The organism is Burkholderia sp. BCC1988, from assembly GCF_905339895.1.
In the GTDB taxonomy this organism is placed as follows: Bacteria; Pseudomonadota; Gammaproteobacteria; order Burkholderiales; family Burkholderiaceae; genus Burkholderia.
Window position 1 is genome coordinate 330,255 of record NZ_CAJPHA010000003.1, and the last position, 24,700, is coordinate 354,954.

A 24,700-nucleotide genomic window follows, 5' to 3' on the forward strand; every position below is an offset into this window, starting at 1 on the left:
TGGGGCGTGCGCGCCTGGCGGCGGCCTTCATGTTACGTGGCGGCGCGCGGATGCAACCGCGCGGATGCAGCAATGATCGCGGATCGGCCGCTCATGCGGAACCGGGAGTCGCCCGGGGGGGCTCGCCGGCCGGCGCCGCCGCGCCGCCGCGCGCCGCTGCACGGCCGCCGGCGCCCGGTGTGCCCGGCGTGCCCGATGCGACGTCGTGATCGTGCGCGGTGAGCCGCTCGCGCACGAAGCCGATGTGCTCGCGCAGCACGTAGAACTGCCCCGCGTACGCAAGCGGCATCTTCATCCGGTTCACGGCTTCCTCGATGTCGTCGAGTTCGTCGAGCAGCTGGACGCGCTCTTCGGCCGTATGCTCGCCGAGCGCGCGGCGCTCGAGCGCGATCAGCGCGCCGTACCAGCGGTAGATGCGCGAACGCACGCGCCAGCCGTACAGCGACGGCACCAGCCGCAGCCCGGGGATCAGCACGACGATCAGCGGCACCACGACGACGAGCAGCCGGTCGACGAGACTCGCGACCCAGAACGGCAGCCGCCGGTACAGGAACGACTTGCCCGACTTGTAATAGCGCCCCGCGTCGTCGGACAGCGGGAAGCCGCGCGTGACGGCCGACGGGAATTCGCCCGCGTGCTGCAGGATCGTCGCGTGGCCGTGCACTTCGCGCGCGGCCTCGATCAGCAGGTCGGACAGCGCGGGGTGCAGCGTATCGCGCGCGACCAGCTCGATCGTCGGCGCGACCGTGTGGATGTCGGCGGGCGGCAGGTTGAGGCCGAGATCGTAGACGCCCATCGGCAGCGTGATCGCGGTCAGGTACGGAAAGCGCCGCGCGTAGGCCTCGGCTTGCGTGAACGAGTACACGTGCACGCCGGGCGCGCGGAACAGCTTCGCCATCACCGGGATCTGCGTCGAGTCGCCGGACAGGAACGCGGCGTCGATCTTGCCGTCGAGCAGCGCGGCCGCGGCGTCCTCGCCGGCGGTCGGCAGCAGCTCGGTCGAGCCGCCCGGCACGATGCCGTTCATCTTCAGTAGCGCCAGGCTCAATTCGCGCGCGCCGCTGCCTTCCGCGCCGAGCGCGAGCCGCTTGCCCTTGAAGTCGGACAGGCGTGCGACCACCGGCCCGCGGTACATGATCGCGAGCGGCACGTAGCCGATGCTGCCGAGCGAGACCAGGTGTTCATCGCGCTCCTTCGGGCCGATGCCGCTCTGCACGAAGCCGACGTCGACCGGCGCGTCCGGATTCGACAGCCGCGCGAGGTTCTGCGCGGATCCTTCGGATGACTGGACGTCGAGCGTGACGCCGTTCTTCGCGAGGATCGCCTTGTATTTCTGCGCGGCGTTCCAGTAGGTGCTGCCGGGCGGGCCGGACGAAATCACGAGCGTGGACGGCGGCGCCGGCTGGATCAGCTTGACCGCGAACCAGACCGCCGCGACCGCGAGCAGCACGGTGGGGCCGATCGACAGCGCGAGGTCGCGCCACGACACCGCGACGAAGCGGGCGAGGATGCGGCGGGGCGGGCGGGGGCGGGCTGGCTTCATGGAGTCGGCGAATGATACGGGCGTGACGCAGCGATGACGGCCGTCGCGGACAAGGCATGCGATGCGCGTTCTGGCGGCGATGGTACCCGGTTTCGCCCGGCGTGCGCGAGTCCGGCGCCGTCGCGCGGCGGCGGACGCGCGCGCGCGGGCGGTTGGCGGGCGGCCACGCGTCAAAAGCTTTGCGCTTCCGCGGGCGCTGGATTACATTGTGCGACGCAGCCGCGCCCGATTCGCGCGCGACCCGGCACGTTATGAGACCGGGCGCGCCCGGCCGGCGGCTGTCCGGCCCGGCCGGCCCGCATACGCGCGCGCCGGCCGCCGGCCCGTGTCGCCTCTCTCGCATCGCCGTGGAAATCATCGGCCGTCCCGCCCGTTCGCGCGCGGGCCGGCTGCCTTTGGGGGTATCCGGCCGTACTGTGCACGGCCGTTCCGGAGTTACAAGGAGATAGCATGAAGTCGATCGTGTTGAGAGCGTTGGGTGTTGCGGCCGTGGCGGCCTGTCTGACGGGCAGCGTGTACGCGCAGTCGAGCGATGCGGCGGCGACCGAAGCGCCGGCCGCGGCAGCGAGCTCGCCGAAGGCGGCGGCCAAGACCGCGAAGAAGGCCAACCGCCAGCTCGGCTATGCGGTGCGCAAGGCCATTACGAAGGCAGGCGGCATCGACGTGGCGAACATCGTCGTGCGCTCGAAGGGCGGCGCGATCTCGCTGGAGGGCACGGTGCCCGACCAGGCACAGATCGACAAGGCGGAAGAGGCGGCGAAGGGCGTGAAGGGCGTGACGTCGGTCACGAACAAGCTGACGGTTCAGCAGCAATGATGCCGGGCGGCGGCGCGCCAGCGCCGCGCGCCCGCTTTCACGCGGGCCCCGGCGTGCCGGGGCCCGTTTGCACTTTCGAATGCCCCCGGGCCCGCCGCTTCGCGCCAGGCCCCCGAGCGGGCGTCCCCCAAGGAAACTTCCTTCGGGGCGGAAAACCTTGGGCGGCCCGGCGTTTTCTCGACAGGCCGCGAGCCGGGCACGACGCAGCGGCGCACCGATAACGATATCGAGAGGGCGGCAATGACAACGCACGGGTGGGGCAGTCGGATTCTTTGGGGCGCGGCGCTGGCCGCGGTCACGATGCTCGGCGCCTGCAACGACGACGAGTCGTCCGAACGCAACCGGCTGCCCGGGTTCGTGTCCGGCAGCGTGCGCACCACCGCCTACGACGGTACGGGCGACGACCTGCTGACGGCCGGTCTCGGCAAGACGGGCCTCGCCGCCGCCACCGCGCCGGCGTTCGCGAATCCGTCGCGGCCGACGAGCGCCGAGCTGCGCCGGCTCGCGATCTGGTCGAACTACCGCGCGCTCGTCGACATGAGCGCCAACGGCGGCTACGGCCGCTTCTGGGGACCGAACGTCGACCTCGACGGCAACGACACGCTCGGCGAAGGCAAGATTCCCGGCACCGAATATCTCGCGTATTCCGACGACGGCAGCGGCCGCAAGAACGTGACGCTGCTCGTGCAGGTGCCCGCGAGCTTCGATCCCGCGCAGCCGTGCATCGTCACCGCGACGTCGTCCGGTTCGCGCGGTGTGTACGGCGCGATCTCGGCGGCCGGCGAGTGGGGCCTCAAGCGCGGCTGCGCGGTCGCGTACAACGACAAGGGCGGCGGCAACGGCGCGCACGAGCTCGGCACCGACACGATCACGCTGATCGACGGCACGCTCGCCGACGCGGTGCTCGCCGGCAATGCCAGTCTCTTTACCGCCAATGTGACGAGCAGCGACCTGGCCGCGTTCAACAGCCGCTTCCCGAACCGCTACGCGTTCAAGCACGCGCATTCGCAACAGAATCCCGAGCAGGACTGGGGGCACGCGACGCTGCAGGCGGTCGAATTCGCGTACTGGGCGCTCAACGAACAGTTCGGGCCGCTCGTCGACAGCTCGCATCACGGCGTGCGCTACCGCCCGGGCGACATCACGACGATCGCCGCGTCCGTCAGCAACGGCGGCGGCGCGGCGCTCGCGGCGGCCGAGCAGGACACGCGCCGCTGGATTACCGCGGTCGTGGTCGGCGAGCCGCAAGTCAACGTGCGGATGGCGCCGAACGCGGTCGTGCGCGAGGGCGGCCAGCCGGTGCCGTCGTTCGGCCGGCCGCTGGCCGACTACGCGACGCTCGCGAACCTGCTGGAGCCGTGTGCGGCCGCGTCGTCGTCGCTCGCGGGCGCGCCGTACCTGAGCGCGCTGCCGGCCGCCACCACGCAGTCGATCCGCACGCAGCGCTGCGCGACGCTCGCCGCGGCCGGGTTCGTGTCGGGGGCCGATACGCAGAGCCAGGCCGCCGACGCGCTCGCGCAACTGCACGCGGCCGGCTATCTCGCGGATTCCGACCTGCTGCAGGCGCCGATGTGGGATTCGCAGGCGATTCCGGCGATCGCGGTCACCTATGCGAACGCGTACACGCGCTCGCGCGTGACCGACAACCTGTGCAATTTCAGCTTCGCGACCACCAATGCGGCGACGGGCGCGGTGGCGCCGCCCGCCGCGTCGCCGATGCCGGCCGTGTTCGGCCTCGGCAACGGCGTGCCGCCGACGGCAGGCGTCAATCTCGTGTTCAACACCGGCGCGGGTGTCGACCACCGGCTCGCGACGCCCGACGCGAGTTTCGCGGGCGCGCTGTGCCTGCGCCAGCTGTGGACCAACGGGATGCTCGACATGCCGGCGAATGTCGATGCGGTGCGCGTGAACGCGAACCTGCAGGGCAAGCCGGCGATCATCGTGCAGGGCCGCAGCGACGCGCTCGTGCCCGTGAATCACGCGTCGCGCGCGTACGTCGCGCAGAACGGCATCAGTGAAGGCGGCCGCAGCCAGCTCGTGTTCTACGAGGTGACGAACGGGCAGCACTTCGATGCGTTCCTGCCCGTCGCGGGCTTCGACACGCGCTTCGTGCCGGTCCACTACTACAACCTGCAGGCGCTGAACCTGATGTGGCGGCACCTGAAGAACGGTGCCGCGCTGCCGCCGTCACAGGTGGTCCGCACGCTGCCGCGCGGCGGCACGCCGGGCGCCGCGCCGGCGCTGACGAGCGCGAACCTGCCGCCGATCTCGGCGTCCCCCGGCGCGAACGCGATCACGGCCGGCGCGGGCGCGATCGATGTGCCGCTCTGACGGCACCCGCCCCACCGCGATACGGAAGCCGGACGCTCGTCCGGCTTTTTTATTTTCAGCCGCTGGAATCGGTCCCGCATTGCACTTGGTTCGAACGGCATGCGCTGTAACAAATTATCGCTTTACGGCGGAAAATCCGGAATCTATTATGCGCCGATATTTTAACTTAATTTAATAAATTCCCGTAAAGACAATATTCCTTTCCGTATAGTTAATCGATCCTTTCGATTTTATTAAATCGGCTCGAGTTGCGGTTGGTCGCCCTTTCGCGATTGACCGGCATTTCGCCGAGGGAATCGTTCGTCTGTTCGAAGCGAAGGCGCCTTGTCTGGCAGCCTTTGCAGGGGCTGCTTTTGCTTGCGGTTTCTCGCGCGTGCGGATGGCGAGGGCGAATTCGCAGTGCCGCGCATTATTGAATCGTCGTTTGCAATGGAATTGATTCCATTGCGCGATCGCGGAATATGGGTGGGGTAAATCATGCCGGTCGGTATTCGCCGATCCGGTAAAAAACTCGGGGTGCATCGCAAAACGAATGCGCTCCCGGTGCGGAGCGCCGGCGCAAATGATCCTTTGCGACCGGCGGTATTTATCGTTCTGTTCGAGAGGCAATAATGACGACACTGAAGTCCTTGAAAGACGGTTTCGCGCTATTTGGAACGACGCTGAGCGTGCCGCTCGCCGCAGCCGCGGCCGCGGCGCTGCTCGTCACGGGATGCGGCGGCGACGACGGGTCGGGCCCGACCGCCGCTACCGCGGCAGCCGCGACGACGTCGAACGGCAGCACGTCGGCGAGCACCAATGCAACGGCCGCCGTCCCGGCCGACCAGCCGTACGTCGACAACGACGTGTACGGCACCGGGCCGAACGACGCGGTCACGGATTCGACCGAAGGGGCCGCAGTCGTGCACCGCCAGGTCACGATCGGCGGCAAGACCGTCCAGTACACGGCCACCACCGGGCACCTGACCACGATCGACCCGATCACGTCGGCGCCGAACGCGAAGATGTTCTACGTCGCGTACACGCAGGACAATCCGGACCCGTCGAAGCCGCGTCCGGTCACGTTCTTCTACAACGGCGGCCCCGGTTCGTCGTCGGTCTACCTGCTGCTCGGCTCGTACGGGCCGAAGCGCCTGCAGTCGTCGTTCCCGAACTTCACGCCGCCGGCCCCGTACAAGCTGCTCGACAACCCGGACAGCCTGCTCGACCGCACCGACCTCGTGTTCATCAACCCGGTCGGCACCGGCTACTCGGCGGCGATCGCCCCGGCGAAGAACAAGGATTTCTGGGGCACCGACCAGGACGCGCGCTCGATCGACCGCTTCATCCAGCGTTACCTGACCAAGTACTCGCGCTGGAACTCGCCGAAATTCCTGTACGGCGAGTCGTACGGCACCGCGCGCAGCGCGGTCGTGTCGTGGGTGCTGCATGAGGACGGCATCGACCTGAACGGGATCACGCTGCAGTCGTCGATCCTCGACTATGCGAATGCGCTGTCCGCGCCGGGTACCTTCCCGACACTCGCGGCCGACGCGTTCTACTGGAAGAAGACGACGCTCAACCCGACGCCGACCGATCTCGACGCATACATGGTGCAGGCCCGCAACTACGCGGACAACACGCTCGCGCCGCTCGCGCAGAAGCCGAACCCGCAGGACGGCGGCTTCGTGAACGTGCGGCTGAACCTGAACCTGCAGACCGCGCAGCAGATGGGTTCGTACATCGGCACGGATCCGACGTCGCTGATCCAGACGTTCGGCAACCCGGCCGCGCTCGGCAACGTGCCGTCGTCGGACGACAACCCGCCGTACACGTTCTTCCTGACGCTCGTGCCGGGCACGCAGATCGGCCAGTACGACGGTCGCGCGAACTTCACGGGCAAGGGCATCGCGCCGTACATCCTGCCGAACTCGGGCAGCAACGATCCGTCGATCACGAACGTCGGCGGTGCTTACACGGTGCTGTGGAACAGCTACATCAACACCGACCTCAAGTACACGTCGACGTCGTCGTTCGTGGACCTGAACGACCAGGTCTTCAACAACTGGGACTTCAGCCACACCGACCCGACCGGCGCGAACAGGGGCGGCGGCAATACGCTGTACACGGCCGGCGACCTCGCGGCGACGATGAGCGTGAACCCGGACCTGAAGGTGCTGTCGGCGAACGGCTACTTCGATGCGGTCACGCCGTTCCACCAGACCGAGCTGACGCTCGCGCAGATGCCGCTCGATCCGACGCTCAAGGCGCAGAACCTGACGATCAAGAACTATCCGTCGGGCCACATGATCTACCTGAACGACGCGTCGCGGACCGCGCTGAAGGGCGATCTCGGCAACTTCTACGACGGGATCCTCGCGAACCGTACCGCGCTGCAGCGCGTGCTGAAACTGCAGGCGCGCACGCAGCAGATGAAGCAGCAACAGTTGAAGCAGCAGGGGCAGTAAGGATCGCGAGCGACTTGCGCTGCCCGGCCGTGGGCCGGGCGGCCCGAGTTCGCGAGGCCCCGGATGGACGACAGCCCGATCGGCGTAGGCCGGTCGGGCTGTTTTTTGCGGCGGGGGTGCCGGCGTCGCGTGCTGCCGGTCATGCATCACATCGCGCATGCGGCTCGCGATGCTGTGATCTTCCACGGTGCCCGTGAGTCGTCGACCGACGGGGCGTTGTCGGATCCGCGTGACATTCGCAGCGGCTTGATCCTCGAAAGGGGATGCACGTCCCTGTATCGAGGATTTGCCGGAAATTCTCCACCGACAAATCGTGCCGATCTCTTCCATCAGGGGCGGGAAGACGGCGATGTCTGCCGTGGTGGGCGGCAGCCGTGCCGCTTACGCGAGCACGAGCCGCACGCCGACCGCGACGAGCGTCGAGGCGAGCAGGTTGCGCAGAAGCCGCTCGGGCGCGCGCGCCGACAACAGGCTGCCGAGCACGATGCCGGGCAGCGAGCCGAGCAGCAGCGACAGCAGCATCGACCAGTCGACGGAGCCGAGCAGCCAGTGGCCCATGCCGGCGACGAGCGTGAGCGGCACCGCGTGCGCGATGTCGGAGCCGACGATGCGCGCGGTCGCGAGCAGCGGGTACAGCAGCAACAGCACGGTGACGCCGATCGCGCCGGCGCCGACCGACGTCATCGACACGAGCGCGCCGAGCACGGCGCCCGTCAGCACGGTCGACCAGAACGTGCGCGCGGGATTCGGCGGGAGCGGGTTGCGCGCGGCGAGCGCGGTCAACTGCGGCCGGAAGATCAGTGCGAGCGACGTGAGCAGCAGCGCGATGCCGAGCACCAGCTGGATCATTCGCGCGGTGCCGGGAGAGTTCATCCCGTGCGTGTGCAGCAGCCACAGCGTGACGGCCGCGGCCGGGACGCTGCCGGCCGCGAGCCGGCCGGTAATGCGCCAGTCTATCGACCCCTTCAGTCCGTGGACGAGGGTGCCGGTGGCCTTGGTCGCGGCCGCGTACAGCAGGTCGGTGCCGACCGCCGTCGCGGGGTGGACGCCGAACAGCAGCACGAGGATCGGCGTCATCAGCGAACCGCCGCCGACGCCCGTCAGGCCGACGAGAACGCCGACGAACAGGCCGGACAGGGAGTACAGCAGATCGATATGGGGAAGCGACATCGGAAGCAGGCGGTTATGCGGCGTTCGGCGGCGGCGCGCGGCCGCGGCGCGCGCATCAAAGTCTGCCATTGTCGCAAAAGTGGCGCTTCGGTGTACGACTACGTTAAAAATCGGCCGGGGAGGCCCGCCGGACGGGCCGTTCGCGGCGCGTCAAACGAACGTTTGAACAGGCGCCGGGCCGGGCGGGGTGGCGTGCCGGCGTTGCCGGATTGCGACGCCGATGGCGGGCCATCGGGTGCGGCGCGGAGGGGCGGAACTCTCCCCGATTCAGGCCGGACGGCCGTCAATGCATCGCGGGGCCGGCGCCCGCAACGGCGTCCTGGCGGCGGATGCGCAGCGCGAGGCCGAGCAGCCCGGCCGCGGCCGCAAATGCGGCGCCGACCGCGAACGCGGCGTGGTAGCCGCCGTTCAGCGCGTCGAGCGGCGAGGCGTGTGCCGCCGCGAGCGCATCGGTGCGCGCGGCCGCGAGGCTCGCGAGCACGGCGAGGCCGAGCGCACCGCCCATCATGAACGCGGTGTTGACGATGCCCGACGCGAGCCCGGAATCGGCCGGATCGACGTCGCTCATCGCGGCGAGCAGCACCGGATTGAACGCGACGCCCGCGCCGATGCCGAGCAGCGTCATGCCCGGCAGCACGTGCCAGACGAAGCTGCCGTCGGCCGGCGCGCACGAGAACAGCGCGAGGCCGCACGCCGCGATCAGCAGGCCGGCGGCGATCGGGCCGCGGATGCCGAAACGCATCACGATCCGCGCCGACAGCCCGAGCGAGAACGCGGCCATGATCAGGTTCGCCGGCAGGAACGCGAGCCCGACCTGCAGCGGTCCGTAGCCGAGCACGCGCTGCATGTAGAGCGCGGACAGGAAGAACCACGCGAACATCGCGGCCGCCCACAGCACGCCGATCACGTTCGCGAGTGCGACGTTGCGCGCGGCGAACAGCGTGAGCGGCATCAGCGGATGCGCGACGCGCGCCTCGATCGCGACGAACAGCGCGAGCAGCACGACGGCCGCGCCGATCAGCACGACGGTTTGCGTAGACAGCCAGCCGGCCTCGTTGCCGCCGACGATCCCGTAGACCGCGAGCATCAGCGACGCGGTCACGGTGATCGCGCCCGCGACGTCGAGCCGCGCGGCGCCGGCCGGCGCGCGCAGGCGCGGCAGCAGCGCGATGCACATCGCATAGACGGCGATGCCGATCGGCAGGTTGACCAGGAAGATCCAGTGCCACGACAGCGTGCTCGTCAAGAGCCCGCCGAGCAGTACGCCGATGCTGCCGCCGCCCGCGCAGACGAAACCGTAGACGCCCATCGCGCGCGCCCGTTCGCCTGGCTCGGTGAACAGGTTCATGATCAGCGACAGCGACACGGCCGACACGATCGCGCCGCCGAAGCCCTGCACCGCGCGCGCGGCGATCAGCATCGTCTGCGATTGCGCGAGGCCGCAGGCGAGCGACGCGAGCGTGAACACGACGAGGCCCGCGAGGAACATGCGCCGCTGGCCGTACAGGTCGCCGAGCCGGCCGCCGAGCAGCAGGCAGCCGCCGAACGTCAGCAGGTAGGCGTTGACGACCCACACGAGGGCCGTCTCGGTGAAATGGAGGTCGGTGCTGATCGACGGCAGCGCAACGTTCACGATCGTGCTGTCGAGCACGATCATCAGCACGCCGAGGCAGAGGACGATCAGCGCGTACCAGCGCTTCTCGCCGTGGATCCCGTGGGTCATGGGCTGGCAGCCTTCTCTCAGATCGTTATTTGAAAGGCTGAATTGTAGACGTCGTTCGCGTGCGCTTCCTGCCGGTTTGTGGCAGGAGCGACGCGTAGCGGCGGCGCGTGTCGCGCCGCGCCGGACGTTATCCGCGCGGCGGGAGTTCGCAGCCGTCGGGGCCGCATGCGGCGGCGTCGTCGCCGGCGAATTCGACGATGGCGCCGTCGCGCCATGCCTGCTCGAGCGCCTGCGCGAACACGTCGGCCGGCTGCGCGCCCGATACCGCGTAGCGGCCGCCGAACACGAACAGCGGCACGCCGCGTCCGCCGATCTGCGCGGCGCGCGCGATGTCGGCCTCGACTTCGTCACGGTATGCATCGCTGCGCAGCACGGCTTCGACGGCCGAGCGCTCGAGCCCCGCTTCGACCGCGAAGTCGATCAGCGCCGCATGGTCGAACAGCGAGCCGTGCTCGCAGAAATAGGCGCGGTACAGGCGCTCGGTCAGCGCATGGGCGCGGCCGGTGGCTTCCGCGAGCTTCACGAGCCGATGGCCGTCGAGCGTGTCGCCGACGAACGTGCCGGGCAGGTCGTAGCTCAGCCCGACGCTCGCTGCCGCGTCGGTCACCTGGCGCAACATCTGGTCGACCTGCGCGGGCGACATCCGGTACTTGCCGGCGAGCATCGCCTCCACCGGTTCGACCGGCTGGCCCGGCATCAGCCGGTACGCACGCAACGCGACGTCGACGTGCTCCGCGTGCGCGAATGCGGCGAGCGCCTCGTCGAAGCGGCGCTTGCCGATCCAGCACCACGGGCAGATCAGGTCGGACCAGATTTCGACGGTCAGGATCGGGCGGGCAGTCGGGGCGGGGGTGGTCGTCATGGGTGGTCCGGGGCGGCAAATAAATGTAACCGGGACTATAGCATTTTGTGCTTCGACGCTTCGCCGTGGGCTGGCCCGCGTGGAACGGGCCGGCCCCTGACGTATCACGAAGCATAGTCACGGACCGCGCGAACCGGTAGCGGGGCTGATGTCAGTGATGGTGAACGGGGAGCGGGGAGCGGTGAACGGGGAGCGGTGAACGGTGAACGGGGAGCGGCGAACGGCGAACGGCGAACGGCGAACGGCGAACGGCGAACGGCGAACGGCGAACGGCGAACGGCGAACGGCGAGCGGGGAGCAGTGAAGGCCGCAAGCTTGGCGACCAGGCGACCAGGCGACCAGGCGACCAGGCGACCAGGCGACCAGGCGACCAAGCGACCAAGCGACCAAGCGACCAAGCGACCAAGCGACCAAGCGACCAGGCGACCAAGCGACCAGGCGACCAAGCAACCACGCCCGCAGCACACGTCGCTCACACGTCGCCCTGCGTTTCCTTCAGATGCTTCAGGTGCTTGTAGACGGTCGCGCGCCCCATCCCGAGCACGTTCGCGACGTAGTTCGCGGCGCTCTTGCCGCGGAACGCGCCTTCCGCATAAAGCGCCTCGACGAGCTCGCGCCGGTGCTCGCGCGTGAGGCCGTTCAGGCCGACCTGCCGCTCGCGCAGCCAGCCGTGCAGGAACGTGTTGATGCGCTCCTGCCAGTCGTCGCGGAACAGCTCGTCCGGTTGCGCGACGATGCCCGCGCCCTTGATGAACACGTCGAGCGTCGCGCGGACGTCGTCGAACACCGCGATGTTGAAGTTGATGCACATCATCCCGGCCGGCCGGCCTTCGTCGTCGAACAGCACGTTGCTCACGCAACGCATGCGCCGGCCGTCCCAGTTCAGTTTCTCGTACGGGCCGATCACGCGCTCGCGCGCCGAATGATCGATTTCCTCGAGCGCCGAATCGTCGCCGACCTCGCGCTTCGACAGGTTGTTCGCGAGGTACAGCACGGTCTGGTCGTGCAGGTCGTGGATCACGACTTCCGCGTACGGGAAGAACAGCGCCGCGATGCCGTCGGCGATCGGTGCGTAGCGGGTGAGCAGCAGGTCTTTGACGGGGGATTGCTTCTTGCGCATCGGAATCGCCATCTCGGGTGAGCGGGGGCCGGGCGGTGCGTCGGCACGGCGCGCCGGCGTGCCGTCGACCAGCTCGCCCGTGCGCCCCCGCGCTGCCGCCGCGGCGGTTGCGCCATTGTATCGGCCCCGCGCGCGCGTGCCGCTCATGCGCGCGTCAGATGCATGTACAGCGCGTGTGCGATCGCGATGTCCTCGAGCCCGAGGCCGATCGAGCGGAAGAACGCGTGACGCGTGCGCGACGGCGCCGCGCAGGTGCCTGCGACGAGCGCGGGCAGGTCGCCGACGATCCGCTCCGGCGTCCAGCCGTGCCCGGCCGCCGCGATCTGCATCTCGCCCGCGCTCGCGGGCGTCGTGTGCCGGTAGTCGCAGTACACGTCCATGTCGGGCAACCATGCCGGCGGGATCTCGTGCGCGCGCGCGACGTTGGTGCTGATCGACGTGACGAGCGCGGGGCGCGTGAGCATGCCGTCGGCGAGCACCGGCGTGCCCGACGACGTGCACAGCATCACGACGTCCGCGTCGCGCACGCACGCCTCGACGCTGGCGGCCGCACGGGCGCGTGGATCGATCCGCGCGAGCGTCGCCTGCAGCGCCGGGTCGCCGGCGAGCGCGGGCGAATGGACGCTGATCGATGCCCAGTCGCGCAATGCCGCCGTATGGCGCAGATGTGCGAGGCCCACCGCGCCCGCGCCGATCACGGCGAGCCGGCGCGCATCGCGCGGCGCGAGGCAGTCGACCGCGAGCGCCGTCGTGCCGGCCGTGCGCTCGACCGTCAGCAGCCCCGCGTCGCACCACATCAGCGGCTGGCCGGTGCGCATCGACATCAGCGCGGTCCACGCCGTGACGATCGGTTTGCCGCCCGTCACGACGTATGGCGACAGCTTCGCGCCGAACACTTGCTCGTCGGCGAGCGCGCCGAGATACGTGATGAAATCGCCGGCCTGCTCGGGGAACAGCGTGAGGGTTTGCGGCGGCTGCACCGCGCGGGCCGATGCGAGCGACGCGAACATGCGGCGCAGCGTGCCGAGCACGTCGAGCGACGGCAGCGCCGCGCGCACCGCGGCTTCGTCGACGGTCAGCGGCAGGGTCGGGGCGGGTTGCGTCATGGAACTTCTCCGGTCGGGGCCGGACAGGACAGTCTCGAAAGCGGTCGTCCGGCGGTGTTCGTGATGGATTAAAAGTCTAATATAGACAAAAGAAGTCGGGTGGATTTTTCTTTTCGGAGCTGGCCCGGGCCGCTGTCAGTCGAAAAAACATCGATGAATCAAAGGCATTTTTCGGAATCGACGGAATCTCGATGGGCAGCAGCGAGGCTGCGATTATCGTATCCCCTATAGTCTATAGTAGACTAAGAGTCTATATTTCACGTGCGGACCGACATGTTGCCGCCCGGCGGCCGGCATGCATCGCATGCCGATCCGGCGCCCGGCGACGGCGTCGCGCGAACGGTCTTCATCGCCTCAATCCGGAATCGAAGGACATCGTCATGAACTGGAAGCTTTCCCTCTGCGCCGTCGCGGCGCTTGCGTGCGCGGCCGTCACCGCCCACGCGGAACAGACCACGCTGCGCTTCGGGATCGAAGCCGCCTATCCGCCGTTCGAGAGCAAGACGCCGGCCGGCCAGCTGCAGGGTTTCGACGTCGACGTCGGCAATGCCGTCTGCGCGAAGCTGAACATGAAGTGCGTGTGGGTCGAGAATGCGTTCGACGGGCTGATCCCGGCACTGCAGGCGCGCAAGTTCGACGCGATCAATTCGGCGATGAACATCACCGCGAAGCGCAAGCAGAGCATCGATTTCACGCCGGCGATCTACGTGGTGCCGATCGTGATGGTCGCGCACCGCGGCTCGCCGCTGCGGCCCGATACCGCGAGCCTGCGCGGCAAGCACGTTGGCGTGCTGCAGGGCTCGTCGCAGGAGGATTTCCTGAAGGCGCACTGGGCCAATGCGGGCGTGGACGTCGTGTCCTATCAGGACCAGGACCAGATCTATGCCGATCTCGTCGCCGGTCGTCTCGACGCGGCCGTGCAGGAAGCGCAGACCGCGCAGGACGGTTTCCTCGACAAGCCGGCCGGCCGCGACTACCAGATCGTCGGCGAGCCGCTGAAGGATCCCGCGACGCTCGGCGAAGGCACCGGCTTCGGGTTGCGCAAGGGCGACAAGGCGCTGCAGGCGAAGATCGTCGGCGCGCTCGACGCGCTGAAGAAGGACGGCACGCTGAGCGCGCTGTCGCAGAAGTATTTCAAGCGCGACATCGTCGCGAAGTAAGCCAGGCCGCGCGCCGGCCGCGGTGCCGGCGCGCGTCGCACCGAATCTCGACGCAGTACGGGGAAGCATGGATTTCGACGTCATCGTTCTGGGGGCCGGCATCGTCGGCGTGTCGTCGGCGCTGCATCTGCAGGATCGCGGGCTGCGTGTCGCGCTCGTCGACCGGCGCGCGCCCGGCGAGGAAACGAGCCACGGCAATGCGGGGCTGATCGAGCGCTCGTCGGTCGTGCCGTACGCGTTCCCGCGCCGGCTCGGCACGCTGCTGCGCTACGCACGCAACCGCTCGGTCGATCTCTATTGGGACTACAAAGCATTGCCTGCGTATGCGGGCTGGCTTGCGCGTTTCTGGCGCGAATCGTCGCCGCAGCGGCTCGCGGCCGCCGCACGCGACATGCTGCCGCTCGTTGCGGCGAGCGTCGTCGAGCACGACGCGCTGCTCGCGCGCACCGACGCGCAGCCGCTCGTACATGACGGCGGGTGGATCGAGGCGTTCCGTTCGCCCGCGCTGTTCGACGCGGAAACGCGCGCGCAGCAGCGGGTAGCCGACGCGCACGGGTTGCGGATGAGTGTGCTCGACGCGCGCGCGTTGCGCGAACGCGAGCCCGGCATCGGCGACGCGTTCTGCGGCGCATTCCACTGGCAGGACCCGAAGACGGTGTCGAGCCCCGGCGGCCTCACGAAGGCGTACGCGCGGCTGTTCGAGCGCGACGGCGGCACGTTCGTACGCGGCGACGCGACGACGCTCGCGCAGGTGCGCGACGGTTGGCAGGTCGATACCGAGCACGGGCCGATTGCGGCCCGTTCGGCCGTGGTTGCGCTCGGGCCGTGGTCCGATCACGTGTTCGCGCCGCTCGGCTACCGGACTCCGCTGCGCGCGAAGCGCGGCTATCACATGCATTACCGGCCGACCCGCGCGCCGCTGAACGTGCCCGTGTGCGATACCGAGGAGGGTTTCGTCGTCGCGCCGATGGAAGGCGGCCGCCTGCGGCTCACGACCGGCGTCGAGATCGCGTTGCGCGGCGCGCCGCCGACCAGCGTGCAGCTCGCGCGTGCCGAGCCGCTGGCGCGCGACGCGTTCGGCATCGGCGAGCGGCTCGATCCGGCGCCGTGGCTCGGGATGCGGCCGTGCACGCCCGACATGCGGCCCGTGATCGGGCCTGCGCCGCGCCATCGTCATCTGTGGTTCGCGTTCGGCCACTGTCACCACGGGCTCACGCTCGGCCCCGCGACCGGGCGTCTGCTCGCCGAGATGATGACGGGCGCCCCGACCTTCATCGATCCCCATCCGTACCGGCCCGCGCGCTTCGGCTGAACCCGTTGCGATACGACGGCCGCCGCGTGTGCGGCCGTCATAGTTTTTCATTCGGCTGTCCGTATTGTGTGAAGTCTTGCAGCCGGAAAGGATCCGCGCAATTGAGCGGAAAGAAATCGCGAAATAAGCAAAACAGAAAACACGCGATTTATTAATGCATTTTCATGAAGATGAAATGCGAAGCACAGGCGGTCCGTCTGGGTCATCCGGCGACGTTTCGCAACGGACGTTCCGATGTGACCCGGGATGTACCGGAACACGTTACTTCCGGCCTCGCAAACGTTACGTTACATCCGCGCTCCTGACACATTTATCGTCAGATGATTGCGGCTGCGCGACCCGTTTATTTACCCAGAAATCCATATAAAACCGTTATTGGCTTGCAATAGGCCAACGAATCAATCCGTTTTATCCGGATGGCACACTTCGTGCAATCCATCCCCATGCTTTATCAACGTAGTGCCAACGAGATGGGGTAAGGATGAGACAAAACTTTAAATTGACGGGTGTGGCGCTGTCGGTCACGACGGTGTTCGGGGTACTGGTTTCCGGTTCGGCTGTCGCCGGGCCGCTCGATGCGCTGCCGATTCCGCAAGTCGTCGTGAATCCGCCGACCAACAGCGTATCGATCGGGTTGGCCGCGACCGGCACGTCGCCGCTGGGTTCGGTCACCGTTGCGACGGGTGGGGCCGGCGCGATTCAGACGTCGCTGGGCAATCCGGCGCAGGCGTTGTCGGGCGCGGTGAACGCGCTGCAGGGCGCGCTCGGCGGCGGTGGCGGCGCGGTGACGCCCCTCGCGCCGGTACAAGGCGTGGTGAACCAGGTGACGGGAGCGCTCGGTGGCGGCAACCCGGCCGGTGCATTGAGCGGCGCGCTGAATACGGCGACGGGGACGTTGAGCAATGCGGTCGGCACGGTGACGGGCGGGCTGGGTAACGTCGGCGGCGGTGCGAACCCGCTGGCACCGGTTCAAGGTGTCGTCAATCAAGTGACGGGGGCGCTCGGTGGTGGCAACCCGGCCGGCGCGCTGACTGGTGCTCTCGGTACGGTCACGAGTGCGTTGGGTAACGTCGGTGGCGGGGCGAACCCACTGGCACCGGTTCAAGGTGTCGTCAATCAAGTGACAGGGGCGCTCGGTGGTGGCAACCCGGCCGGCGCGCTGACCGGCGCCCTCGGTACGGTCACGGGTGCGTTGGGTAACGTCGGTGGCGGGTCGAACCCACTGGCGCCGGTTCAAGGTGTCGTCAATCAAGTGACGGGGGCGCTCGGTGGTGGCAACCCGGCCGGCGCGCTGACCGGCGCCCTCGGTACGGTCACGGGTGCGTTGGGTAACGTCGGTGGCGGGTCGAACCCGCTGGCGCCGGTTCAAGGTGTCGTCAATCAAGTGACGGGAGCGCTCGGTGGCGGCAACCCCGCTGCTGCACTGACCGGCGCGCTCAATACGGCGACGGGTACGCTGAGTAACGGAATCGGTACGGTGACGGGCGCACTGGGCAACGTCGGCGGCGGCGCGAATCCGCTGGCGCCGGTTCAGGGCGTGGTGAATCAAGTAACAGGTGCGCTTGGCGGCGGCAACCCGGCCGGCGCACTGACCGGCGCTCTCGGCACGGTGACGGGTGCGCTCGGCAGCGTCGGCGGCGGCAATCCGGCCGGCGCACTGACCGGCGCTCTCGGCACGGTGACGGGTGCACTCGGCAACGTTGGCGGCGGCAACCCGGCCGGCGCACTGACCGGCGCTCTCGGCACGGTGACGGGTGCACTCGGCAACGTTGGCGGCACGAACCCGCTGGCGCCGATCCAGAACGTCGTCGACCAGGTCACGGGCACGCTGGGCAGCGGCAATCCGGCTGGTGCGCTGAGCAACGCGGTCAATACGATCACGGGTACGCTCGGCAACATCGGTGGCGCGTCGAGCCCGCTGGCCCCGGTGCAAGGCGCCGTCACGCAACTCGCCGGCACGCTCGGCAATGGCAACCCGGCCAGCGCACTGACGGACGCTGTGAACTCGGTGACGGGCGCGCTCGGCAGCCTCGGCGGCACGAACCCGCTGGCTCCGGTACAAGGCGTCGTGAACCAGGTCGTCGGCACGCTGTCGGGCGCCGGCGGCGGCAGCCCGATCGCGCCGATCACGAACCTCGTCAGCGGCCTGCAAAACGCGCTGCCGACGGGCGGCAACCCGGCCGGCGCACTGGGCAACGCGGTCAACTCGGTCACGGGCGCACTCGGCAACCTCGGCGGCACGAACCCGCTGGCGCCGGTACAGGGCGTCGTGAACCAGGTCGTCGGCACGCTCGGCGGCAGCAACCCGGCCGGCGCACTGAGCAACGCGGTCAACTCGGTCACGGGCGCACTTGGCAACCTCGGCGGCACGAACCCGCTGGCGCCGGTACAGGGCGTCGTGAACCAGGTGGTCGGTACGCTCGGCGGCAGCAACCCGGCCGGCGCACTGAGCAACGCGGTCAGTTCGGTGACGGGCGCACTCGGCAGCCTCGGCGGCACGAACCCGCTGGCGCCGGTGCAGGGCGTCGTGAACCAGGTCGTCGGCACGCTGTCGGGCGCAGGCGGCAGCAGCCCGATCGCGCCGATCACGAGCCTCGTCAGCGGCCTGACCGGCGGCAGCAACCCGGCCGCCGCGCTGACCGGTGCGCTCGGTTCGGTGACGGGGGCCCTGGCGAACGGTCCGGCGGCCCTCGGGCAGGCGGCCGGCGCGTTGTCGGGCGCGGCCGGTTCGACGGCTGCAGCGGGCGGCAGCCTGCTCGGCTCGGGCGCGAGCGCGGCGGGCAGCACGGCGGGGGCAGCCGGTTCGCTGCTGTCGACGGGCGGCAACGCGACGGCGACGGTCGTCAATGCGGCCGGCACGACGCTGGGCACGGCGCTGGGTTCCACGCCGAGCCTGTCGGTCACGCCGCACTCGGGCAACAACTCGGCGAACAACCCGCTCGCACCGGTGTCGACGCTGCTGCAGGCGGTGACGGGCGCATTGCCGAGGTAACCGGCCGGCGCGCGCGGCGACGGTTCATCGCCTGCCGCGCGCAACGGGTCGCACAACGCGGCATGACAGCAATGTCATGCCGCGTTTTTTTTTGGGGTTCCCGGTCTGTCTCACGGGAGGAATGGCACTGAATTGCGGGGCGGAATGGAATAACCGGCCGGATTCGTCCGTTTACTTACCGAGTCGCGGCGCAGCCGGACAGCGGGATAATGGTCATGACGTAGTCGACGTCCCGTCCGGCGCCGCCGTGCCGCGATGCCATGCCAAGGAGAACGGGAATGAAGACGATGCTGTTCGCCATCGCGCTGATGGCCGCGATCGTGCGGCCCGCGGCCGCCGAGCCGCCGCAGGCCGGTGACGGGAAACTGGTCGACGAAGATCACATGACGCTGTACGTGTTCGATCACGACGCGCCGGGCAAGAGCACGTGCACCGGCACCTGCGCGGCCAACTGGCCGCCGGCGCTCGCCGACGGATACGACAAGGCGTCGGGCGCACTGAGCCTCGTCACGCGCGACGACGGCAAGAAGCAATGGGCGTACCGCGGCCGTCCGCTATACCGCTGGAAGATGGACCACAAGGCCGGTGACGCGGGCGGTGACGGCGTCGGCGGCATGTGGCACGTTGCGCGCCCCTGAGAACGGACTGACGGGCTGACGGCGCGGCGACGCGCAAGGCATCCGGATGAGCTACGAATCGGACCTGCTGGTGTGGCTGCCGCATCTCACCCGGTATGCGCGCGCGCTGACGGGCGATCGGGCCTGGGCGGACGATCTCGTGCAGGACACGCTCGAGCGCGCGCTGAACCGGCCGCCGCGTGACGGCGGCAACCTGCGCGCGTGGCTGCTGACGCTGCTGCGCCACCGCTTCATCGACCAGTTGCGCGCGCGGCGCGAGATCGCGGTCGACGATGCGACCGCGCCATGGCAGACGATGGCCGCGCCGAACGACGAGATCGGCGGCCTGCTGCTGCGCGACGTGCAGCGCGCGCTGTACAGGCTGCCGGTCGAGCAGCGCGAGGTGCTGCTGCTGGTCGCGCTCGAGGAGTTGAGTTACCGCGACGCCGCACAGGTGCTCGGCGTGCCGGTGGGGACGGTGATGTCGCGGCTGTCACGGGCGCGTGAACAGATGCGTGCGCTGTTGTCCGGCGAGCCGCCGGCGCACGGCGCGGCCGCGTTACGGGTGATCGGGAAGACATGATGGACGACGACGATCCGCGCAAACCTTCGAACGATCGGGACGATGCCGTGTCGGCCCAGCTGCTGTCGGCGCTGCTCGACGGCGAGCTGTCCGGGCAGGAGCGCCGCGAGGTGCTCGAGCGGCTGCGGGCCGATCCGCGGGAGGCCGACCGGTTCGCGCATTACGGCGCGCAGCGCGATGCGTTGCACGCGCTGTTCCCGCTGCCGGCTGCCGCACCCGCGCTGTTCGTGCAGCGGCGCGCGCCGCGCTGGCGTGGCCTTGCCTATGCGTTCGCGGGGCTGGCGGCCGGGCTGGTGATCGGCATCGCGCTGCACGCGGGCTGGACGACGTTCGGCGCCGAGCCGGCATTCGCCGCACGCGCGGACGTCGCTTACGCCGTGTACGCGGCCGAGCGGGAGCATCCGGTCGAGGTCGACGCACGCGATCCGGCGCGCCTTGCCGCGTGGCTGTCCGCGCGTCTCGGGCGGCCCGTGCGCGCGCCGTCGCTCGACGAATACGGCTATGCATTGCTGGGCGGCCGGCTGCTGCCGGGCGACGCGGGGCCGGCGGCGCAACTCATGTACCAGCGCGCGGACGGCAAGCGCGTGACGCTCTACATGACGGCTTACGACGCGCGGCGTTTCGCGCCCCAGGCGATGTCGGCCGACGGCCGCCATACGTATTTCTGGTCGGATCGCGGCATGGGTTTTGCGCTCTCCGGGCGCGCCGACGAACGACGCCTGCGCGAGCTCGCGATCGAGGCATGCGGCGCGCTCGGCGGGCCGACCGACGCGTGGAAGGGATGATGCACGCGGTATCGGCAGGGAGCCAATGATGAACGCGAAGGTGGCGATGGTGACGGTGGCGCTCGCGGCATGCGCCGGGCTCGCGCGGGCGGACGGCGATGCCCCGGTGCGCGTGCCGGTCGACGCCGACGGCGTGCAGCGGGTGGCGATCGTCGGCGGCAGCTATTTCTTTCGCCCGAACCACGTGATCGTCCGCGCGCACGTGCCGGTGGAGCTGACCGTATCGGCCGAACCGGGCGTCGTGCCGCACAGTTTCGCGATCGACGCGCCGCAGGCCGGCATCGCGGTGCGCACCGAACTTGGCACAACGCCGCGCACGTTGCGCTTCACGCCGACGGCGCCCGGCCGCTTCGCCTACTATTGCACGCATCGGCTGCTGTTCTTGCGCAGTCATCGCGAGCGCGGAATGGAAGGCGTGCTCGACGTCGAGGCGGCGCCATGATCGCCGCGTTGCTGGCCGCGAGCCTGATAGGAGCGAGCATGACAGCCGACCCCGTGACCGTCGCGCAGACGCATTTCGACCAGGTCCACTCGTACCGCGCGACGATCCGCTCGTCGGCGCGAAGCGGCGAGCACGCCGAATTCCACTATGCGTACCTGAAACCCGGTTTCGTCCGGATGGACTTCGTGTCGCCGCATCACGGCGCGGTGCTCGCGTACGATCCCGGCGACGGCAAGGTCCGGCTGCGCCCGTTCGGCGAGCATGCGCTGCCCGCGCTGACGCTGTCGCCGTCCAATCCGCTCCTGCGCAATCGCAGCGGCCATCGCGTCGACCGGTCGGACGTCGGCGTGCTGCTGCGCAACGTGCATGCGCTGCAGCAGGGCGGTGCGACGGTGACGGAGGGCCAGGAAACCGTCGGCGGCCGCACCACGCTGCGCGTGTCGGTGACGGGCGCACCCGCGCACGTGGTCGACGGCGTGCATCGCTATCGTCTGTGGCTGGACACCGAGGACGGCTTTCCGCTGAAGGTGGTCAGCTTCGCGGACGACGACGGCGCGCCGCTCGAGACGGTCACGCTCGACGACGTCGAGATCGACGTCGCGTTTCCCGCCCGCTTTTTCTCCCCCTGATTCCTGATCCCGACGACTCATGCCGGAGGCAGCATGGCGGAATACCGGTTTTCGACGACGTGGCGCGTGGACGCGCCGCTCGCGGCGGTCTGGGACGCGATCTACCAGGTCGATCGCTGGCCCGACTGGTGGAAGAGCGCCGTGCGGACCGTCGAGATCGAACCCGGCGATGCGCGCGGCGTCGGCGCGCTGCAGCGCTACACGTGGAAAGGCGCGTTGCCGTACCGGCTGACCTTCGACATGCGCGTGCTGCGCGTCGAGCGGCTGCATGTGCTCGAAGGCCGCGCGAGCGGCGCGATCGAAGGCGACGGCCGCTGGTCGTTCGCCGGCGACGGCACGCGCACCGTCGTGCGCTACGACTGGCACATCCGCGCGCGCGAGCGCTGGATGAACTGGCTGGAGCCGGTCGCGCGCCCGCTGTTCGCCTGGAATCACGACGTCGTGATGCGCGAAGGCGCGAAAGGGCTCGCGCGCCGGCTGGGCGCGACGGTCGAGACCGACGGCCGGACGTTCCAGCCGGTCGCCGGCTGTCCGGACATGTGACGATCTCGCGTTCTGTCCCGGCCTCCTTGGCGTCCGAGCGGCCCTTTTCATGCGATACCGGACGACCGCGGGAACTCGGTGCCTGCCCCGTGTCAAATTGGGGCGATGGTCGGGATATCCCGTATCCCGTCCGCTCCCGGTGTGCGAGGTTGACGTGTATGTGATTGTTTTGAATGATCTTTTTTGATTTATCCCCGTTTTCTCGCCGGTCTGCCCCGCACGAAAAAACCTCCGGCTCCCCTTCTTGAATTTGTCAAAACCCGTCCATATAATTAGCACTCGCTGCACGAGAGTGCTAACAATTCTCTGCCGGGCGACCCGCCGGGCAGATTCCCTAAGCGTTCTTCAATCTCAGTCAAGAGAGGAGTGAATATGAACCTTCGTCCTTTGCACGATCGCGTGATCGTCAAGCGCCTGGATCAGGAAACCAAGACCGCCTCGGGCATCGTGATCCCCGAAGCTGCTGCTGAGAAGCCGGATCAAGGCGAGATCCTCGCGGTCGGCCCGGGCAAGCGCGACGACAAGGGCGCGGCGATCGCGCTCGACGTGAAGGTCGGCGATCGCGTGCTGTTCGGCAAGTACGCTGGTCAGACCGTCAAGGTCGACGGCCAGGAACTGCTGGTCATGCGCGAAGAAGACATCATGGCCGTGGTCAACGCGCAGTAAGCGTCCACCGACGGTACATATTCCCAAGAATTCAAGGAGTTAGAAGATGGCAGCTAAAGACGTCGTATTCGGCGATTCCGCCCGTTCGAAGATGGTCGAAGGCGTGAACATTCTCGCCAACGCAGTCAAGGTCACGCTGGGTCCGAAGGGCCGCAACGTCGTGCTCGAGCGCAGCTTCGGCGGCCCGACGGTCACCAAGGACGGTGTGTCGGTCGCGAAGGAAATCGAGCTGAAGGACAAGCTCCAGAACATGGGCGCGCAAATGGTCAAGGAAGTCGCTTCCAAGACCAGCGACAACGCAGGCGACGGCACGACGACGGCAACCGTCCTCGCGCAATCGATCGTTCGCGAAGGCATGAAGTACGTCGCATCGGGCATGAACCCGATGGACCTGAAGCGCGGCATCGACAAGGCAGTCGCAGCGGCTGTCGAAGAGCTGAAGAAGATCAGCAAGCCGTGCACGACGAACAAGGAAATCGCACAGGTCGGCTCGATCTCGGCGAACAGCGACACGTCGATCGGCGATCGCATCGCTGAAGCGATGGACAAGGTCGGCAAGGAAGGCGTGATCACCGTCGAAGACGGCAAGTCGCTGGCTGACGAACTCGACGTCGTCGAAGGCATGCAGTTCGACCGCGGCTACCTGTCGCCGTACTTCATCAACAACCCGGACAAGCAAGTCGCCGTCCTCGACAACCCGTTCGTGCTGCTGCACGACAAGAAGGTGTCGAACATCCGTGATCTGCTGCCGGTGCTCGAGCAAGTCGCGAAGGCTGGCCGTCCGCTGCTGATCATCGCTGAAGACGTCGAAGGCGAAGCGCTCGCAACGCTGGTCGTCAACAACATCCGCGGCATCCTGAAGACCGTTGCGGTCAAGGCGCCGGGCTTCGGCGATCGTCGCAAGGCGATGCTGGAAGACATCGCGATCCTGACCGGCGGTCAAGTCGTCGCGGAAGAAACCGGCCTGACGCTCGAGAAGGCAACGCTGGCAGAACTGGGCCAGGCGAAGCGCATCGAAGTGGGCAAGGAAAACACGACGATCATCGACGGCGCAGGCGAAGCCGTGAACATCGAAGCGCGCGTCAAGCAAGTTCGCACGCAAATCGAAGAAGCGACGTCGGACTACGACCGTGAAAAGCTGCAAGAGCGCGTGGCCAAGCTGGCCGGCGGCGTGGCAGTGATCAAGGTCGGTGCTGCGACCGAAGTCGAAATGAAGGAAAAGAAGGCACGTGTCGAAGACGCACTGCACGCAACGCGCGCAGCTGTGGAAGAAGGCATCGTGGCAGGCGGCGGCGTTGCGCTGATCCGCGCTCGCACCGCGATCGCAGGCCTGACCGGCGCGAACGCCGACCAGAACGCCGGCATCAAGATCGTGCTGCGCGCAATGGAAGAGCCGCTGCGCCAGATCGTCACGAACGGCGGCGAAGAAGCGAGCGTCGTGGTGGCGGCAGTGGCTGCAGGCACGGGCAACTACGGCTACAACGCAGCAACGGGCGAGTACGTCGACATGGTTGAAGCCGGCGTCGTCGACCCGACCAAGGTCACGCGCACCGCACTGCAGAACGCAGCTTCGGTTGCTGGCCTGCTGCTGACGACGGACGCAGCTGTCGCAGAACTGCCGAAGGAAGACGCACCGATGCCGGGCGGCATGCCGGGCGGCATGGGCGGCATGGGCATGGACATGTAATCGACTTCGGTCGATGGTGTCCGGGGCGCGCAGCGATGCGCGCTCCAGCCAAAGAAAAAGACCCGCAGCGATGCGGGTCTTTTTTTATGTGCGCGCAAAAAGGGGCGGACATTTGGGGGCGGACCTGCCGCCCCGGCGCGAGGGTGAGCCGGGTGCAACGGCGGCG

Annotated in this window: 20 protein-coding genes; 14 read left to right on the forward strand and 6 right to left on the reverse strand. The window is 68.5% G+C overall.

From position 1 onward, the window contains the following. Nucleotides 1-91 precede the first annotated feature (91 nt). The gene (locus tag U4012_RS06350) at nt 92-1,543 is read right to left on the reverse strand and encodes a TAXI family TRAP transporter solute-binding subunit (RefSeq protein WP_124488726.1); all 1,452 of its coding nucleotides are present in this window, start codon (nt 1,541-1,543) and stop codon (nt 92-94) included. Nucleotides 1,544-1,993: 450 nt separating this feature from the next. On the opposite strand from U4012_RS06350, the gene U4012_RS06355 reads away from it, so the two are divergent. From U4012_RS06355 to U4012_RS06365, 3 genes are all read left to right on the forward strand, one after another. Beyond that, nucleotides 1,994-2,359, forward strand: coding sequence for a BON domain-containing protein (locus U4012_RS06355; protein ID WP_044844127.1), 366 nt, complete (start codon nt 1,994-1,996; stop codon nt 2,357-2,359). 240 nt (nt 2,360-2,599) lie between these two features. Further along, nucleotides 2,600-4,690 (forward strand): D-(-)-3-hydroxybutyrate oligomer hydrolase, encoded by a 2,091-nt coding sequence (locus tag U4012_RS06360; RefSeq protein WP_321797010.1) that lies wholly within the window; start codon nt 2,600-2,602, stop codon nt 4,688-4,690. 611 nt (nt 4,691-5,301) lie between these two features. Then, a complete protein-coding gene (locus U4012_RS06365) occupies nt 5,302-7,137 on the forward strand; it encodes a S10 family serine carboxypeptidase-like protein (protein ID WP_321797012.1) in 1,836 nt (611 codons plus the stop codon). 381 nt (nt 7,138-7,518) lie between these two features. Here the strand turns inward: U4012_RS06365 and U4012_RS06370 are convergent, their stop codons facing one another. From U4012_RS06370 to U4012_RS06390, 5 genes are all read right to left on the reverse strand, one after another. After that, the gene (locus U4012_RS06370; protein ID WP_044844146.1) at nt 7,519-8,307 is read right to left on the reverse strand and encodes a sulfite exporter TauE/SafE family protein; all 789 of its coding nucleotides are present in this window, start codon (nt 8,305-8,307) and stop codon (nt 7,519-7,521) included. Nucleotides 8,308-8,590: 283 nt separating this feature from the next. Further along, complete coding sequence (locus U4012_RS06375) at nt 8,591-10,030, reverse strand: DHA2 family efflux MFS transporter permease subunit (protein ID WP_321797015.1); 1,440 nt, start codon at nt 10,028-10,030, stop codon at nt 8,591-8,593. Nucleotides 10,031-10,157: 127 nt separating this feature from the next. Then, nucleotides 10,158-10,892 carry a DsbA family oxidoreductase gene (locus tag U4012_RS06380; protein ID WP_124488730.1) on the reverse strand — a complete coding sequence of 245 codons (735 nt, stop codon included), beginning with the start codon at nt 10,890-10,892 and terminating at the stop codon, nt 10,158-10,160. 472 nt (nt 10,893-11,364) lie between these two features. Continuing rightward, nucleotides 11,365-12,159: a transcriptional regulator gene (locus U4012_RS06385; RefSeq protein ID WP_321797018.1), complete on the reverse strand. Its 795-nt coding sequence runs from the start codon at nt 12,157-12,159 to the stop codon at nt 11,365-11,367. Beyond that, nucleotides 12,156-13,118 (reverse strand): ornithine cyclodeaminase family protein, encoded by a 963-nt coding sequence (locus U4012_RS06390; protein ID WP_044844133.1) that lies wholly within the window; start codon nt 13,116-13,118, stop codon nt 12,156-12,158. Before U4012_RS06390 ends, U4012_RS06385 begins: the two co-directional genes overlap by 4 nt. 380 nt (nt 13,119-13,498) lie before the next feature. Here U4012_RS06390 and U4012_RS06395 point away from each other — a divergent pair, with 380 nt between their 5' ends. From U4012_RS06395 to groL, 11 genes are all read left to right on the forward strand, one after another. Then, a complete protein-coding gene (locus U4012_RS06395) occupies nt 13,499-14,278 on the forward strand; it encodes an ABC transporter substrate-binding protein (protein WP_044844134.1) in 780 nt (259 codons plus the stop codon). 67 nt (nt 14,279-14,345) lie between these two features. Beyond that, a complete protein-coding gene (locus tag U4012_RS06400; protein WP_321797020.1) occupies nt 14,346-15,590 on the forward strand; it encodes an FAD-binding oxidoreductase in 1,245 nt (414 codons plus the stop codon). Between the two features lie 481 nt (nt 15,591-16,071). Beyond that, nucleotides 16,072-18,582: a hypothetical protein gene (locus U4012_RS06405; protein WP_321797022.1), complete on the forward strand. Its 2,511-nt coding sequence runs from the start codon at nt 16,072-16,074 to the stop codon at nt 18,580-18,582. Nucleotides 18,583-18,860: 278 nt separating this feature from the next. Next, nucleotides 18,861-19,220, forward strand: a complete 360-nt coding sequence (locus U4012_RS06410) for a hypothetical protein (RefSeq protein WP_124488735.1) — start codon at nt 18,861-18,863, stop codon at nt 19,218-19,220. Nucleotides 19,221-19,266: 46 nt separating this feature from the next. Further along, nucleotides 19,267-19,782, forward strand: coding sequence for a sigma-70 family RNA polymerase sigma factor (locus U4012_RS06415; protein ID WP_044846302.1), 516 nt, complete (start codon nt 19,267-19,269; stop codon nt 19,780-19,782). Further along, complete coding sequence (locus U4012_RS06420) at nt 19,782-20,567, forward strand: anti-sigma factor family protein (protein WP_415749081.1); 786 nt, start codon at nt 19,782-19,784, stop codon at nt 20,565-20,567. The genes U4012_RS06415 and U4012_RS06420 overlap by 1 nt, the downstream gene beginning before the upstream one ends. 28 nt (nt 20,568-20,595) lie before the next feature. After that, a complete protein-coding gene (locus tag U4012_RS06425; RefSeq protein ID WP_124523360.1) occupies nt 20,596-21,009 on the forward strand; it encodes a quinol oxidase in 414 nt (137 codons plus the stop codon). Beyond that, on the forward strand, nt 21,006-21,638 hold the full coding sequence (locus tag U4012_RS06430; protein ID WP_124522837.1) for a LolA family protein: 633 nt from the start codon (nt 21,006-21,008) through the stop codon (nt 21,636-21,638). The genes U4012_RS06425 and U4012_RS06430 overlap by 4 nt, the downstream gene beginning before the upstream one ends. Before the next feature lie 33 nt (nt 21,639-21,671). Further along, on the forward strand, nt 21,672-22,181 hold the full coding sequence (locus U4012_RS06435) for an SRPBCC family protein (RefSeq protein ID WP_321797029.1): 510 nt from the start codon (nt 21,672-21,674) through the stop codon (nt 22,179-22,181). A 372-nt stretch (nt 22,182-22,553) separates the two neighbouring features. Beyond that, nucleotides 22,554-22,847 carry a co-chaperone GroES gene (gene groES / locus U4012_RS06440; RefSeq protein ID WP_014897904.1) on the forward strand — a complete coding sequence of 98 codons (294 nt, stop codon included), beginning with the start codon at nt 22,554-22,556 and terminating at the stop codon, nt 22,845-22,847. Between the two features lie 46 nt (nt 22,848-22,893). Then, a complete protein-coding gene (gene groL / locus U4012_RS06445; protein WP_044846298.1) occupies nt 22,894-24,534 on the forward strand; it encodes a chaperonin GroEL in 1,641 nt (546 codons plus the stop codon). The last annotated feature ends 166 nt before the right edge of the window (nt 24,535-24,700 follow it).

Excerpts from the sequence above, each read along its gene's own strand:
- U4012_RS06350 (WP_124488726.1), bottom strand. The coding sequence starts at position 1,543 with ATGAAGCCAGCCCGCCCCCGCCCGCCCCGCCGCATCCTCGCCCGCTTC.
- U4012_RS06355 (WP_044844127.1), top strand. The coding sequence starts at position 1,994 with ATGAAGTCGATCGTGTTGAGAGCGTTGGGTGTTGCGGCCGTGGCGGCC.
- U4012_RS06360 (WP_321797010.1), top strand. The coding sequence starts at position 2,600 with ATGACAACGCACGGGTGGGGCAGTCGGATTCTTTGGGGCGCGGCGCTG.
- U4012_RS06365 (WP_321797012.1), top strand. The coding sequence starts at position 5,302 with ATGACGACACTGAAGTCCTTGAAAGACGGTTTCGCGCTATTTGGAACG.
- U4012_RS06370 (WP_044844146.1), bottom strand. The coding sequence starts at position 8,307 with ATGTCGCTTCCCCATATCGATCTGCTGTACTCCCTGTCCGGCCTGTTC.
- U4012_RS06375 (WP_321797015.1), bottom strand. The coding sequence starts at position 10,030 with ATGACCCACGGGATCCACGGCGAGAAGCGCTGGTACGCGCTGATCGTC.
- U4012_RS06380 (WP_124488730.1), bottom strand. The coding sequence starts at position 10,892 with ATGACGACCACCCCCGCCCCGACTGCCCGCCCGATCCTGACCGTCGAA.
- U4012_RS06385 (WP_321797018.1), bottom strand. The coding sequence starts at position 12,159 with ATGAGCGGCACGCGCGCGCGGGGCCGATACAATGGCGCAACCGCCGCG.
- U4012_RS06390 (WP_044844133.1), bottom strand. The coding sequence starts at position 13,118 with ATGACGCAACCCGCCCCGACCCTGCCGCTGACCGTCGACGAAGCCGCG.
- U4012_RS06395 (WP_044844134.1), top strand. The coding sequence starts at position 13,499 with ATGAACTGGAAGCTTTCCCTCTGCGCCGTCGCGGCGCTTGCGTGCGCG.
- U4012_RS06400 (WP_321797020.1), top strand. The coding sequence starts at position 14,346 with ATGGATTTCGACGTCATCGTTCTGGGGGCCGGCATCGTCGGCGTGTCG.
- U4012_RS06405 (WP_321797022.1), top strand. The coding sequence starts at position 16,072 with ATGAGACAAAACTTTAAATTGACGGGTGTGGCGCTGTCGGTCACGACG.
- U4012_RS06410 (WP_124488735.1), top strand. The coding sequence starts at position 18,861 with ATGAAGACGATGCTGTTCGCCATCGCGCTGATGGCCGCGATCGTGCGG.
- U4012_RS06415 (WP_044846302.1), top strand. The coding sequence starts at position 19,267 with ATGAGCTACGAATCGGACCTGCTGGTGTGGCTGCCGCATCTCACCCGG.
- U4012_RS06420 (WP_415749081.1), top strand. The coding sequence starts at position 19,782 with ATGGACGACGACGATCCGCGCAAACCTTCGAACGATCGGGACGATGCC.
- U4012_RS06425 (WP_124523360.1), top strand. The coding sequence starts at position 20,596 with ATGAACGCGAAGGTGGCGATGGTGACGGTGGCGCTCGCGGCATGCGCC.
- U4012_RS06430 (WP_124522837.1), top strand. The coding sequence starts at position 21,006 with ATGATCGCCGCGTTGCTGGCCGCGAGCCTGATAGGAGCGAGCATGACA.
- U4012_RS06435 (WP_321797029.1), top strand. The coding sequence starts at position 21,672 with ATGGCGGAATACCGGTTTTCGACGACGTGGCGCGTGGACGCGCCGCTC.
- groES (WP_014897904.1), top strand. The coding sequence starts at position 22,554 with ATGAACCTTCGTCCTTTGCACGATCGCGTGATCGTCAAGCGCCTGGAT.
- groL (WP_044846298.1), top strand. The coding sequence starts at position 22,894 with ATGGCAGCTAAAGACGTCGTATTCGGCGATTCCGCCCGTTCGAAGATG.